Below are 13,376 nucleotides of genomic sequence, written 5' to 3'. Positions count from 1 at the left end.
CGTCATGCCCTCAGGTTCGCGAGGCGGTAGAGCAGATAGGCGCCGAGCAGCTGCAGAGCGAACGCCAGATACACGAGCTGCCGCCCGGTCGGATCGAACCACATCGTCGAGAAGTACTGAGGATTCGAAAGAATCAGAAAACCGCCGATGCCGATCGGCAGCATCCCGAGCACCCACGACGACAGCCGTATTTCCGCCGACATCGCCACGAGTTCGCGCTCCGCCTGCTCGAGGTCGCGCATGAACGACGCCATACGGTCGAGCATCACGTCGGCGCGGCCGCCGTACTTGACCGACAGACGCAGCACGGCGCCGACCAGCTCGAGTTCGCGCGCCCCGTAGATCAGCGCGACCTGATACAGCGCGCGATCGATTTCGACGCCGGTGCGCAGCATCCGCGAGACGTGATCGAGACATTCGCGCAGCGGCGCCTCGGTGGTTTGCAAGGCCGCCTGGAACGCGGCCGGCACACTATTGCCAAGCGTAATCAGACGCACGATGCCGTCGAGGAACAACGGCAACTGCCGCACGATCAGCCCGCGGCGCTTGTTGATGCGTATCGACAGCAGAAAATAAAGGAACATCGCGCAGGCAGTCAGCGTCGCGCCGGCAGCGAGCAAGCCGCCTACGCTCGCGGCCCAGCCGCACAGCAGCAGCACGATGACGCCGATGATCACCGCAGGCCCCTTTGCGTCGACGATGCCCGCACGAGCCATCGTGTGCCGCAGCATGAAGCGCACGCGCAAGGTCTGGTAGCGCCATTGCGCGAGCCAGCCCGCATCCGCGGGCGGCGCTTGCATCGCAATCGCGGCTGATGCGGCTGATGCAGCGGCTGATGCGGAGGCTGAGCGCACCGGCGCGGCGCGGGGCGCACCGGCGCCGCCCGCGATGCCGCCCGCTCCAACGGCGCCCGGCACGGCCGACGCCATGCGGCTGTCGATGAAACGCTCGGCGCTCACCTGGCCTTTGCGTTGCGCGCTGCGTTGCCATAGCAGCAACGCAACCGCTGCGCACAACAGCGCGAGCGCCGCGCAGACCAGTACCGCGCTAGACATTGAAGCCCCCGCCGAAGCCGCCACCGCTGCCGCCGCCTCCGAAGCCATCGCCGCCACCGAAACCCGCATTGCCGAACGCGTTGCCCCCGCCGCCGCCGAGCGCCTGACGGAAGCGCACCAGTTTCGGCGAGTGCGGATGAATGCCGAGCGACACCCAGTTATCGAGTTCATCGCCTTCCGCGGTGACGACCGGCTCGTAGCGATACAGCTCCTGGGTGGCGATGATGTTGTCCGACAGGCCCGTCACTTCGGTGATCGACAGAATCCGCCGGCGGCCGTTCGAGAGCCGCCCGATCTGCACGATGAAGTCGATTGCATTGGCGATCTGGCGGCGCAGGCTCGACTCGGTGCCCTGAAAGCCCGCGAAACCCGCCAGCATTTCCAGCCGGTACAGACATTCGCGCGGCGAACTCGCGTGCACGGTACCCATCGAGCCGTCGTGGCCGGTGTTCATCGCCTGCAGCATTTCGAGCACTTCGCCGCCACGCACTTCGCCGACGATGATGCGGTCCGGACGCATCCGCAGCGTATTGCGCAACAGGTCGCGAATCGTCACGACGCCCGCGCCGTCGAAGCCGCCCGGGCGGCTTTCGAGCCGCACCACATGCGGGTGGTTCAGCGACAGCTCGGCCGTGTCCTCGATCGTCACGACCCGCTCCGGCTCGGGAATGTGAAACGCCAGCGCGTTCAGCAGCGAAGTCTTGCCCGAACTCGTGCCGCCCGAGACCAGCACGTTGCAGCGTGCGGCGACCGCCGCTTCGAGCAGCGCGCCGATTTCCGGGTTGTAGGTGCCGTTGCCGAGCAGATCGTCGGGACGCATCGGATCTTTGCGGAATTTGCGGATCGACACGATCGGCCCGTCGATCGACAACGGCTCGATCACCACATTGACCCGCCCGCCGTTCGGCAGCCGCGCATCGACCATCGGATTCGATTCGTCCAGGCGCCGCCCGATCGGCGCGAGAATCCGCCGCACGATCCGCAGCAGATGTGCGTTGTCGGCGAAGCGCACCTGGATCCTGGTCAGGATGCCGTGACGCGACACGTACACGTCGTTGTAGCCGTTGATCAGAATGTCTTCGACGGCCGGATCGGCGAGCAGATCCTCGAGCGGGCCGAAACCCGCCAGCTCTTTGGTCAGCGCCTCGGCGATCAGGCGCACTTCGCTCTCGTTGATTGGTATCCGGCGCAGCCGCACAAAGCTGTCCATCTCCAGATCGACGAACTGGTTGATCGCGTTACGCGACCAGCGGCCGAACTCGGAACCGAGCTCCTCGATACGCGTGAGCAGATGTTCGTGCGCCGCGTTCTTGATGTCCTGGAACTGCTGGCTATGCGCGAACGAAGGCGCGTCGTCGGCAAATTCGATCTCTTTTGCCATCGTCTATGACCGCTTGTGAGGGGTTGAAATGAGGCGCTTGAGCGCGCCGAGCGCGGATTTGCTGCGTGCTTGCGCAGCGTTGCCGGCGGCGCCGCCGAGCCGTTCGAGCAACGGTTCGAGCGCGCGCACGTACGGATCGCGTGCGGCGGCGTCGGCCAGCAGATGACCCTGGTTGACGGCCTGGCCGAGCGCGACGCGCCGCTCCGGCAGCGTCGTCAGCAGCGGGATGTCCAGACGCTGCGCGATCTGCGCGGCGGCGAGGCCGAGGTCGGCGTCGAACTTGTTGACGATCAGCCGCACGTTGGCGGTATCCACGCCCTCTTCGCGCAGCGCGTCGAGTACGCCGACCGCCGACACGATCGAGGCCACGCCCTGATCGCACAGCAACCAGGTTTCGTCGGCGGCCTGCACCACGTGGGCGATGAACTCGCTGTTGGTGAAGCCGCCAAGATCGACGATCTGCTGATCGAAGAACGCGCGCAGCCGGTTCAGCAAGCCGATCGACGACGCATACGACACCTCGCGCATGTCGGCGAGATTGGGCGGCAGCGAGGTGAGCGCGAGGCCGCTGGCGTGGTGCGACAGCGCGGTATGCACGAAGGTCTGATCGAAGCGGCGCAGATTGCGCACGGCTTCGACAAAGTTGAATTCGCTGCGCGTGTTCAGGAGCAGCGAGCCGTCTCCCGCCGGCAAACCGAGATCGAGCAAGGCCGCCTGCCGCCCTTGCGCGACGTCGCGCCGCTGCAGCATCACCGCCAGGTTCGCCGCCAGGGTGCTCACGCCCATGCCGATACGCGCGCCCAACAGCGCGGTGACATGGCCATGACGGCTGACCGGCTCGACCAGGTTGTCGAGGACCTGACGCGTAATGCGCAGGGCATCCTCGGCGGGCGCCGATAAATCGATGAAATCGCGCACGCCGGCGCGCAACGCGGCCAGCGCGCTTTCAGGCTCGGCCAGCGAGCCGATCGCGACGATCTGCATGCCGGGATAAGCGGTACGGACCGCGCTTGCGGCGGCACTCGCCGCCGCGGCGCGGCCGCCGGAAAAGTCGACGAACACCAGCGACGGGTTCAGTGTCGCGATGCGCTGCGTGAGCATCGAAGGATCGAGCGTGGCCGCGTCGACCGCACCGGCGCCTGCCAACGTATCGGCAAGCCAACGCACGTGTTCTTCGGCTAGCGACGCGAACACGAAGTAGTCGGAAACCGCGCGTTCAGTCAATGAATGCGTTCTCGCGTTCATGTTGGACATCCTTTTGCGGCATCGGCTGCGAAGCCGCCGCGTCGTACTGCTTGCCGGTGTGCGCATGCGGATCGCACGCGCGCCGGCTCACTCCACTGATCCGCCGCGTCACCCCGACGCCCGCCGGCTTCACTTCGAAAATCCCGGCGCGGCATCATGCGAGGCCACGCCGCCGAGCAGCGAGCGCCAGACCGGCCCGTTGCGCTGCTCCGACTGCTCGCCCGGCGTCGACGGCAAGGCCGCGCCCTTCGCGAGCGGCGATACCAGATGCGGCGTCACGATGATCACCAGCTCTTTCTCGTTCTGCTGGTAGTTCATCTGCTTGAAGAACGTGCCGATGATCGGCAGGTCGCCGAGCACCGGCACCTTGGAGACATTCGAGGCGGTCTCGCGGTCGATCAGGCCGCCGATCACGAAGCTCTCGCCGTCGCCGAGTTCGACGGCGGTATCCGCACGCCGCGTGGTGAACGCGGGCACCGATACGCCGCTGATCGTCACGGCGTTCGTGAAGTCCAGCTGACTGGCCTCCGGCGCCACTTTCAACGCGATGCGCTGCGGGCTCAGAACGGTCGGCGTCAAGGTGAGGCCGACGCCGTAAGGCTTGTATTCGATCGAGGTCGTACCCAGTCCTTGTGGCACGGGCACAGGGATTTCTCCACCGGCGAGGAAGCTCGCGCTCTGTCCGGACAGCGCCACCAGCGTCGGCTCGGCAAGTACGCGCGCCAGGTTGTTGCTTTCCATCAAACTCAGATCGGCGAAGAGACCGTGCGTCGCTGAACTCAATACCAGGTTGAACGCCGACGACAATGGCGTAGCCACCGCCGGGCCCACTGTCGTGCTGGAGTTCGGGTCGAACTGCGTCTGCGGCACCTTCACCGAGGTCGGTCCGTTCGGCCCGATGCTGCCGAACGAGAAACCGTTGTTCTGCCGGAAGAAGTTGAAGCCGACCTCCTTGAGCACCGAGCGGCTGAACTCGACCACCCGCACGTCGACCTGCACCACTGCGCGGCTTACCACCGTCGACGTATCGATCACCGAGCCGTCCTTGCCGAGCGAACCTTCCGCGGCGACCACGGCGCGCTGGTGAGACTCCATCGTCGCCGTCGAGCCGGATACCACCGCCGTGCCGCCGAGCACCTTGACGCTCGGCGTGTCGGTGCCGAGCAGCGACGCGGCAGCCGCGCTGCTCACGTTGACCGTATAGGTGAGCGGCACATCGCGATCGCGCGCCCACAGCATCAGATTGGTGGTGCCCGCCGCCTTGCCGACCAGCAACACGCCGCCGCGCTTGTCGCCCTTGATGATCAGCACGTCGGCCACCGACGGATCGCCGATCGCGACACGCTGCAGCGTATGGCCGGTCGCCAGCGGCTGCTGGGCGCCCACTGTCAGCGCGATGGTCTGCGCGGGCGGCGCCTCGGCTATCTGAGCCGCCTCGCGCGCCTGCGGCGGCTGCCCCTGCTGCGCCCGCTGTACCGGACCGGCCGCGTCAGTCCCCGTCGATACACCCAGCAAGGCCATTCCTAGCCACACTGCCTGCCCGAATACAACAATCCGTTTTGTCATGTAGTGATGGACGCGTCCGGCCGCCCGTTCCCTGAAACCGCTTACCAGGCGACCGTTTCGGCGCGCCCACCCCGTATCACTTCGATACCGCTCTTTGTACTGGTCGTATTGCCTGCCACGCGCGTCGGCGGCGGCATGCGCGGCAACGGCAACGGCGGCGGCCGCGTGCCCGCGCCTGCCGGATTGCCGCGGCCCGACAACGCGTCGAGCGCCACGCCGGCCGCGGCGCGGGTCGAGTCCTGAAGCGGCTCGGCCGAACCGTTATGGGCGGCCGTCTTCAATACGCCTGGATAAACCGGCAAGACGCTCTGATCGGCTACTTCGGCATCCTTCGGATTGCGCAGCGCGAAGATCAGGCGGCCCGCGCTTTCGGCCAGCGTCAGCCGGTCCACGTCGGCGACCGGCACCGCCAGCACCGCGGTGCGCACCATGCCGTTCGGATCGCCCGAGTTGTCGCCGCTCACGGTTGCGTTGCCGAACGCGAGCACGCGCACCTTCGACATCAACAGACGCGCCTGGGTACGGTCGATTTCAGCGCCGCCGCCGACGCCGCCGCCGTCGCGCTTGAGCGTGAAGAACACGTCGACGAAATTGCCTGGGCGCAAGCGGTTGCCGACCGCGTTGCCTTCGTCGACCCGCACGGCCAGCGCGCGCTCGCCCGGCTCGACGCGCTCGGCGAGTCCCGACGACAGTTGCCCTTCCAGCACCGGCGACTCGGCTGCGATCTCCGCATTCGGCACGCGGCCGACGAGTTGCGCAGGATCGGTGAAGGCGCCGTTCGGATTGATCGGCAGCGACTGCACGCGCAGCGCGTCGACCCTGATTGCCTTACCGGCGGGCAGCGCGTGAGTCGCCACCACGACCGGGAAGCTCGCGTGCATCGCCGGCGTAACGGCCACCGGCGCCGGGCGGCGCGACAGCGTCCATGCGAACAGGCCGAGCAGCAGCGCGACCGCGATCAGCGCGCCGGCGAGAATTTTGGTCAGATTCGGCATGATGGCTCGCTGCGTCGGTTGAACGTTGCCGCGCCGTGCAAGCGTTCGCACGCGCGTCGATGGGCGGAGCGGCGCAGGGCCGGCGCATGCGTCACTGAATGTTCTCCGGATTGAGTTGGACGGTGGCGCTGCTCGACAGCGTGTTCGGAATCGTGAAGCTCAGAAGCGGCAAGCTCGGCACCAGCGGATAGGTTTTGTAGTCGTAGGTCAGCGCGACACTGATGCATTTCATCGCGTTGTTCGGCCCGCAGCTGGCAGCGGAGTGCACACACTGCATGGTGCTCACGAGCGGCGCTGCCAGCAGGGTCGCGGCGTCGCAGGCCGCCTTGCCGCGGTTGTCGAGCGCGCTATCGATCGAGGTGTTGGTCTGCCAGTTCAGCGCGGCGCGCGCGCCTTCTTCGGCCGCCAAGGTCAGGTTCTGCTGCGCCACCAGCACCAGACTGAAAGTGACGATCGCGTACAGGACCGTAAAGAACAGCGGAAACACCAGCGCGAATTCGACGGCCGTGACGCCACGCTGGGTGCGCGTCCGGCGCGCATAGGCGCGCACGGACGGCGAGCGCATGCACGCAGTCGCCGGCGGCTTCATCGCACGCCCCCGACCAATCCTTGCAGAAGAAGCCACGCGCTTGCCGCGACCGTGAGACACGCGGCGTACGGCGTGGAAGCCTTGCCGGCCAGTTCGAAAGTCGGGCTGCCATGACGGCCGAGGCTCGCAAGCCGTGTGCGTGTCGTGATCAACAGCCAGAGCGCGTGCACGCCGGCGGCAAGACTGGCGGCCATCCACAGGCCGAGCAGCGCGTGCATGCCGCACCACGCGCCCAGTGCCGCGAATACTTTGACGTCAGCGGCGCCCATCGCGCCGAGCGCGAAAAATGGCAACAGCGCGGCGAGGCCGATCGATGCGCCGATTGCCGCCTGTCCCAGCGCAATACCAAATGGGCCGCATTGCACGAGCGCGCAACCGAACGCCGCTGCCAATCCGGCAACGACGACAGAATCAGGAATACGCCGGCTACGGCAGTCGCATATAGCGACGACGGCGGCCCAGGAGATAAATAACGGATTACCGACGAAAACATTCATTTCGCACTCGACAGGCGAAGCAACACAATGCGAATTGCCAAGCAATTCGCATTAGCCAGTTTGGCAAAGCATTAAAAAACGCCGCGAAGCAAGCGGACGCAAGAACGCCGACTGCTTCGCGAAGCGTTGACAGAATGCTTTAAGTAGCTGGCGTGGTTATCTTCGTTCCCAGCGAGTCCAGCACCGATTTCAGGTTGGTACCGATGGTTCCCACCGACGCAGCAATGACGAGCACAACTAACCCCGCAATCAGACCATACTCGATGGCAGTAACGCCCTTGTCATCTCTCAGAAAGCGTTTGATCAAGTTTTTCATTTTTTACCCTCGGACTTCGTTTATTTCGTTGTATACGCGCCGCATCGGATAGCGGTGTCTTCAGCGTCACAGGACCCGTGCTCTCTCATTTTCCGGCCCCGTTTGTTGCGCCGCAGTAGCACCCCGTCTCGCAGCCGGGTCGGTAAAACGGATGCTTGATGGATGTCTGTTCGATAACGCACCTCCCTCGTCAACCCATGATGCTGTCGGGTTTTATAGCGTAACAATCTTATTTAAGCAATTGTCCGCTGACCCGAACTTCATTCGGTATGCATTCTGTGGCCCCAGTCAGGTTAACGGCTGTCCGTGCGTTGCAGCACATAGGACTAACCATAGGTTAGATTCGCTACACTAATTATTTGTTTGAACAGAACGTTTCAAGCGCTCTTCGTCCCCGCAAAAAAATTCGCGTTACCCCACGCGCCGTAACGGCGTGCGCCTCTCGTTACGTTACGCAGGCCGCACAAATGTTGAATCAATCACCCGTGCCATGCGTTTCTGATTTAGCAAATACTCCATCGAATCCCCGCAAAGCCCGATTGCATATGGCCTCTTGCATTTCTTCAGACAAATATTTTGAATTGTTCTGCAGAAATGGCACGCCTCGTGCAGAGGTAGGCACGCAGCAATATCCAACAACAGATGCGATGCGAGGGCGGCATGACAATTCAAACAACCAACAACACGATACGGGCAACCCTGATTGCGGCAAGCGTGGCCACCATGCTGTCTCTTGGTGCTTGCGGAGGCTCCGGAAGCCTGAGTTCCGGCACTGGCAGCAGCGGTAGCAGCTCCGGCAACGCTCTTTCCACCACCGGCAGCGGCAGCGGTTCGATGGGCTCGGGCGGCTCCGGCACCACCACCGGCAGCACCGACTCAGGTAGTGGATCGAGCGACACGGGAACGGCAAGCAGTTCCACCGCGGTCGCGAATGCGCTTGGCACTGTCGCGGGCAACAGCGGCGGCGTGGTCAGTGATGTCGGCTCGACGGTCTCGGGCATCGGCACCGTGATCGGCTCACAAACCCTGCCTGGTGTCAGCACGCAAACCACCCAGGCGGCGGGCGGCATCGTCCAGGAAGTCGGCGGGGCGGTCTCGACGCTCGGCAACGGCGTCTCGCAAGGTCTCGGCCAACTCGGCACCGGTGGCGACGCGATCGGCACCACGGTGTCGAGCCTGGGCGGTGTGGTCGGTCATGTCGGCAACGCAGTGACGGATACAGGCAACCTGGTGACGAGTCTCGGCAGCGGCCCGCTCGCCCCGCTATCAGCGATCACCTCACCACTTGGCGGCGTTGTCAGCACGCTCGGTGGTGCGGTCACCAACGGCGGCAGCACGCTCACCACGGCTCTCTCGACGGGTCCGGTCCAACAGGTCACGCGAACCCTCAGCACCGCCATCACGCCGATCACGTCGATGGTCGCGGCAACCGCGCAGACGGTCGGCAACGTCACCGGTCTCGGCGCGCCGGTCAGCAACCTGCTCACGACAGTCGGCGGCGGACTCGGCAAGGCCGGCGCCCTGCTGAGCGCAACCGGCGGCAACCCCGTCACGGCCGCGCTCGGCCAAACCGTCACCGATACGGGCACCGTCGTCTCGTCGGCCGGCGGTCTGCTAACCGGCGGTACAGGCGGCACCCCGCTGGGCGGCACCCCGCTAGCCCCGCTCACCGCCGCGCTCGGCGGCCTGACCGGCGGTACCAGCAGCGGCCCGCTCGCACCGATCACCGGCGTGCTCGGCGGTCTCACCGGCACTACGTCCGGCGGCGGCAGCAGCCCGCTCGCGCCGATTACCAGCGTGCTCGGCGGCGTGAGCAGCGGTACAGCCGGCGGCAGCCCATTGGCACCTGTCACCGGCCTGCTCTCGAGCGTGACGAGCGGTCTGAGCAGCGCAGCCGGCGGCAGCAGCAGCCCTCTTGCTCCGGTCACCGGCTTGTTGTCTAGCGTGACCGGCACGCTCGGCGGCGTCACCACCACGGCGGCAGCAACACCGACGGCCGCGACCACGACGACCAGCGCCTCGAACAACCCGGGCGCCGGCGTCTCGCTATCGGGCTCCGCCGGTAAAGGCTCGACGAACAACTTGCTGGCGCCGGTAACGTCGCTTGTCGGCGGTGTCCTCGGCGGCCTCGGGAAGAAGTGAGCGAAGTCATCGAAACGATTGCGCGAGGCACAAGCCGGCGTGCGGCCCGCCAACCGCACGCCGGCTCCGTCTGAGCCGACCTGGGCCGAGCCGCGCCGCTCGGTCACCTGTTGCACCGGCGCGCGGAGACAACCGTGCGCGTCACCTGGAAGACACTGAGGAGCACACATGTCCAATCAACGTTTTTTTACTCTCCATGCGGCATGCGCGACGGTGTCGTCGTTGCGCGCGCCGTTGCTCGCCGTTGCGGTCGCTGGCCTGCTCGCCGCGTGTGGCGGCGATGGCGTCACTGCACCACCGAGCGCATCCAGCAACGGTAGCGCGGGCGGCCCGAATTCGAGCAGCGGCGGCCCGACCACCACCACGACGTCGGGCACCAGCGGCGTCGGCACCGCCGCCGCGCAGACCACCAGCGACCTTGGCAGCACGATCGCCGCGCAGACCATCCCGGGCGTCAGTCCGCAGGTCACGCAAGGTCTCGCCAACGCCGTGTCGAACAGCAGCGGCACGATGAACGCGCTGGCCAACGCGGTGAGCAGCGGCGTCGGCCAGATCGGCACGACCTCCGACCCGGTCGGCACGACAGTCGCCGGGCTCGGCTCGGTGGTCAGTTCGACGAGCGGTGTCGTGCAAGGTTTGAGCACCGCTGTCGGCGGTTTGGGCGCAGGCAATCTCGCGCCGCTGTCGCCGCTCACCACGCCGCTTGCGAGTGCGCTGTCGACCACCGCGGGAGCGCTGAACGCCGGCGGCGCGACGCTGGGCAATGTGCTGGGCTCCGCGCCCGTGCAACAGATCACCCAACCGATCAGCACCGCGATCACGCCGCTCGTGACGACCGCAGGACTCGTCACGCAAGCCGTGGGCACGCAGACTGGCCTCGGCGCGCCGGTCGGCGGCGTGCTTGCGCAAGTGGGCGGAGCATTGAGCTCGGCCGGTTCGCAACTCGGCTCCACGACGCAGAACCCGGCCGGTGCGGACCTCGGCAACCTGGTCGGCTCGCTAGGCAGCACGGTGACGAACGCGGGCGGCCTCGTCAATCCCAACGGACCGAACGGCACGATGCCGATTCCCGGCCTGATCACGAGTCTTGTCGGCAGCACGACGGCGAACGTCGCCAACGGGCCGCCCGCCAACAGCAGCCCGCTCGGACCGATGCAAGGCACGGCGGCCAGTCTCGGGCTCGGCAACGATCCGCTCGGCTCGGTGTCGACGCTGCTGGGTGGAACGCCGCTGTCGGGTTTGACGTCGACGCTGAACGGCACGCCGCTGAGTTCGCTGACCTCGGCGTTGGGCAGCACGGGTAGTTCGACGAGCCCGTTGTCGTCGCTGACGAGTGCGCTTTCCGGCGTCACCGGCAGCACGTCGAGCAGCAGCGCGAGCGGCCAATTGCTCGCGCCCGTGACCGCACTGGTTAGCCAGTTGACCGGCACGCTCAGCTCCGCCGCAGGTTCAACGAGCGGCTCGGGCGGCTCGAGCGGCACAAGCGGCACGACGAACGGCGTCACGACGCTGCTCGGTGGCTTACTGCCGGCAAGCCATAAGTAGTCCGCATAAGTCGTTCTCCCATGTCGCGCGCATAAGCCGTCCTCGCATTAACGGTCACATGACGCAGCGCGCAGACGCAGTCCGCCTCACCACGTGCTCCGCGCGCCGTTTTTGTCGCTAGTTCCGCAGCCGGCGCTCGAGCCAACTGGGCACGTGACGTAATACAGACCAGCATGGCAGTATGCGTGCAGCCATACATAAGCGATCGCGACCAGCCCGGCCAGGCGGCACGCTCGCACGACAAGAACGGCATACGAGGAAAATCCGATGAAACTCGGGTACGGTAGTAAATGGACCTTCGTGCTCGCGGCCCTCTGGGCCAGCGCATTACAGGGGCAAGCGCAAGCGCAGGCACGCCCGGGCGGTTCGGCAGTCGGCGGCAATCCGATGGATTCGCTGCCGCAGATCAAAACGCCCGACAAAGGGCCGAACGTCACGCTGCAGGTGGCGCCGCAAGCCCCGCAACTTCAGGAACTGCTGGCCCGCCATCTGACGCCTTCGCGCGTACAGGTCGAAGGCGTCAAGTCCATTCCATTCGATGAGGTGGCGCAACGCTTCACGCCGCTCGTCGGCAAAGACATCACGATCGGCGATCTGATTCAGGTCGCCAACGGCGTCACCAGGCTGTATCAGGACCGCGGCTACGCACTGTCGTTCGCGTTCATCCCCGCGCAGACTTTCGAAGCCGGCGTGGTGCGCGTGACGGTAGTCGAGGGTTATGTATCCGCGGTCAAGGTGACGGGCAAGGCGGGGGCCGTCGAAGACAAGATCCGCGCGATCGCCGACCACATTACGGCCGACCGGCCGTTGCGGCGCGTCACCTTCGAGCGCTACATCAATGTGCTGGGCCTGCTGCCCGGCGTGAAGGTCGCAGCCAACGTGGCACCGCCGCAAAACACCGACGGCGCCACCACGCTCGAGCTGAACGTGGAGCACAAGCCGCTGAACGTCAGCACCGGCATCGACTTCAATCATCCCGGCGTGCAAGGCCTCCTGAGCGCCACCGAGAACGGCCTGACCGCGCTCGGCGAACAGCTGAGCGTGTCCGCACTGCTGCCGAAAGGGCGGGACAACGTCACCTATCTCGCCGCGCACGGTGCGGTGCCGATTGGCAGCAACGGGCTGATCGCGAAGATCGACGCGTCGCACTATCGCGGCAATCCGGTCGACAACCCCGGGCTGCCGTCCTACATCGAGCGCACGGTAATCAACGACAAGCTCAGCGGTTCGCTCGCCTATCCAATTCTGTTGAGCAACACGCAAAGCTTGATTGGCACGGCCACCGTCTACGCATCGCACGACGAGGATCGCTACAACAACCATGCGACCGGCGCGCAGATCGGTTTGCGCTCGCAGGTGCGGGTGATGCAAGTGCAGGCCCACTACGCCAGCGTGCAGACCGGCCAGACGCGACGCGCCAGTTTGAATATTGCGAAGGCCTTCGATATCCTGGGCGCGTCGAAATCCGGCGACTCGAACGTTCCCGGTTCGCCCGTCGTCAATCCTGCGTCGATCACTTTTGTGCGCACCGGCGCGAGCTTCTCGCAAACCAACGAGTGGCCGCTGAAGCTCGGCACCGCGGTTTCGCTGACCGGTCAGTACAGCGCTGTGTCGCTGCCGACATCGGAGCAGATCTCGTTCGGCGCGCAACGTTTCGCACAGGGCTATCAACCGGGTGAGGCGTCGGGGGATTCGGGCTGGGGGGCGATGTTCGAAATCAACCGTGCGTTCACGCCTGGTTTCACTTACCTGCGCACTTTCACACCGTACATTTCGTTCGACATGGCGCGCGTGTATCTGCATGCGGGTACGCCTTCGCCGTCGAAATTGTCGTCGCTTGCATTCGGCTTCCGGATTTCGGACGCGAAGTATTACAGCCTGGATTTGTCGGTCGCGAAGGCGGTCGGCGACGCGCCGGTGGAAAGCGCGTCACGCAGTCCGCGCATCAACGCGACGTTTTCCTACCAGCTGAACTGACGACGAAAAGCGCCGCGCTCTGATTAGAGGTTCCACTATCAAACGGCGCGCGCACTTTCACGTATTCT

11 protein-coding genes are annotated in these 13,376 nt (G+C 65.6%); 3 read left to right on the top strand and 8 right to left on the bottom strand.

Annotated elements, in window-relative coordinates; translation table 11 throughout:
• Positions 1 to 2: 2 nt before the first annotated feature.
• The 8 genes from DLM46_RS04915 to DLM46_RS04880 form a co-directional block, all read right to left on the bottom strand.
• Positions 3 to 1,055, bottom strand: coding sequence for a type II secretion system F family protein (locus tag DLM46_RS04915; RefSeq protein ID WP_115099977.1), 1,053 nt, complete (start codon positions 1,053 to 1,055; stop codon positions 3 to 5).
• The gene (locus DLM46_RS04910) at positions 1,048 to 2,436 is read right to left on the bottom strand and encodes a TadA family conjugal transfer-associated ATPase (RefSeq protein ID WP_115099664.1); all 1,389 of its coding nucleotides are present in this window, start codon (positions 2,434 to 2,436) and stop codon (positions 1,048 to 1,050) included. Before DLM46_RS04910 ends, DLM46_RS04915 begins: the two co-directional genes overlap by 8 nt.
• 3 nt (positions 2,437 to 2,439) lie before the next feature.
• On the bottom strand, positions 2,440 to 3,681 hold the full coding sequence (locus tag DLM46_RS04905) for a fimbrial protein (protein ID WP_115099663.1): 1,242 nt from the start codon (positions 3,679 to 3,681) through the stop codon (positions 2,440 to 2,442).
• A gap of 129 nt (positions 3,682 to 3,810) precedes the next feature.
• Positions 3,811 to 5,247 (bottom strand): type II and III secretion system protein family protein, encoded by a 1,437-nt coding sequence (locus DLM46_RS04900; RefSeq protein WP_115099662.1) that lies wholly within the window; start codon positions 5,245 to 5,247, stop codon positions 3,811 to 3,813.
• A 41-nt stretch (positions 5,248 to 5,288) separates the two neighbouring features.
• On the bottom strand, positions 5,289 to 6,242 hold the full coding sequence (gene cpaB, locus DLM46_RS04895) for a Flp pilus assembly protein CpaB (RefSeq protein ID WP_115099661.1): 954 nt from the start codon (positions 6,240 to 6,242) through the stop codon (positions 5,289 to 5,291).
• Positions 6,243 to 6,333: 91 nt separating this feature from the next.
• A complete protein-coding gene (locus DLM46_RS04890) occupies positions 6,334 to 6,807 on the bottom strand; it encodes a TadE/TadG family type IV pilus assembly protein (RefSeq protein ID WP_244305833.1) in 474 nt (157 codons plus the stop codon).
• A 20-nt stretch (positions 6,808 to 6,827) separates the two neighbouring features.
• Positions 6,828 to 7,328 (bottom strand): A24 family peptidase, encoded by a 501-nt coding sequence (locus tag DLM46_RS04885; RefSeq protein WP_115099659.1) that lies wholly within the window; start codon positions 7,326 to 7,328, stop codon positions 6,828 to 6,830.
• 139 nt (positions 7,329 to 7,467) lie between these two features.
• Positions 7,468 to 7,644, bottom strand: coding sequence for a Flp family type IVb pilin (locus tag DLM46_RS04880; protein WP_115099658.1), 177 nt, complete (start codon positions 7,642 to 7,644; stop codon positions 7,468 to 7,470).
• A 660-nt stretch (positions 7,645 to 8,304) separates the two neighbouring features.
• Here DLM46_RS04880 and DLM46_RS04875 point away from each other — a divergent pair.
• From DLM46_RS04875 to DLM46_RS04865, 3 genes are all read left to right on the top strand, one after another.
• Complete coding sequence (locus DLM46_RS04875) at positions 8,305 to 9,786, top strand: collagen-like triple helix repeat-containing protein (protein WP_115099975.1); 1,482 nt, start codon at positions 8,305 to 8,307, stop codon at positions 9,784 to 9,786.
• A 168-nt stretch (positions 9,787 to 9,954) separates the two neighbouring features.
• Positions 9,955 to 11,331, top strand: a complete 1,377-nt coding sequence (locus DLM46_RS04870; protein ID WP_115099657.1) for a collagen-like triple helix repeat-containing protein — start codon at positions 9,955 to 9,957, stop codon at positions 11,329 to 11,331.
• Positions 11,332 to 11,598: 267 nt separating this feature from the next.
• Positions 11,599 to 13,308, top strand: a complete 1,710-nt coding sequence (locus DLM46_RS04865) for a ShlB/FhaC/HecB family hemolysin secretion/activation protein (protein ID WP_115099656.1) — start codon at positions 11,599 to 11,601, stop codon at positions 13,306 to 13,308.
• The last annotated feature ends 68 nt before the right edge of the window (positions 13,309 to 13,376 follow it).

The sequence above is a fragment of the Paraburkholderia lacunae genome (genome assembly GCF_003353175.1).
Lineage (GTDB): Bacteria > Pseudomonadota > Gammaproteobacteria > Burkholderiales > Burkholderiaceae > Paraburkholderia > Paraburkholderia lacunae.
This window is presented reverse-complemented; position numbering and strand designations above follow the sequence as displayed.

What these genes read in the sequence shown, in the direction of transcription:
- DLM46_RS04865 (WP_115099656.1), top strand. Translation starts at nt 11,599, where the DNA reads ATGAAACTCGGGTACGGTAGTAAATGGACCTTCGTGCTCGCGGCCCTC.
- DLM46_RS04885 (WP_115099659.1), bottom strand. Translation starts at nt 7,328, where the DNA reads ATGAATGTTTTCGTCGGTAATCCGTTATTTATCTCCTGGGCCGCCGTC.
- DLM46_RS04870 (WP_115099657.1), top strand. Translation starts at nt 9,955, where the DNA reads ATGTCCAATCAACGTTTTTTTACTCTCCATGCGGCATGCGCGACGGTG.
- DLM46_RS04890 (WP_244305833.1), bottom strand. Translation starts at nt 6,807, where the DNA reads ATGCGCTCGCCGTCCGTGCGCGCCTATGCGCGCCGGACGCGCACCCAG.
- DLM46_RS04910 (WP_115099664.1), bottom strand. Translation starts at nt 2,436, where the DNA reads ATGGCAAAAGAGATCGAATTTGCCGACGACGCGCCTTCGTTCGCGCAT.
- DLM46_RS04875 (WP_115099975.1), top strand. Translation starts at nt 8,305, where the DNA reads ATGACAATTCAAACAACCAACAACACGATACGGGCAACCCTGATTGCG.
- cpaB (WP_115099661.1), bottom strand. Translation starts at nt 6,242, where the DNA reads ATGCCGAATCTGACCAAAATTCTCGCCGGCGCGCTGATCGCGGTCGCG.
- DLM46_RS04905 (WP_115099663.1), bottom strand. Translation starts at nt 3,681, where the DNA reads ATGAACGCGAGAACGCATTCATTGACTGAACGCGCGGTTTCCGACTAC.
- DLM46_RS04915 (WP_115099977.1), bottom strand. Translation starts at nt 1,055, where the DNA reads ATGTCTAGCGCGGTACTGGTCTGCGCGGCGCTCGCGCTGTTGTGCGCA.
- DLM46_RS04880 (WP_115099658.1), bottom strand. Translation starts at nt 7,644, where the DNA reads ATGAAAAACTTGATCAAACGCTTTCTGAGAGATGACAAGGGCGTTACT.
- DLM46_RS04900 (WP_115099662.1), bottom strand. Translation starts at nt 5,247, where the DNA reads ATGACAAAACGGATTGTTGTATTCGGGCAGGCAGTGTGGCTAGGAATG.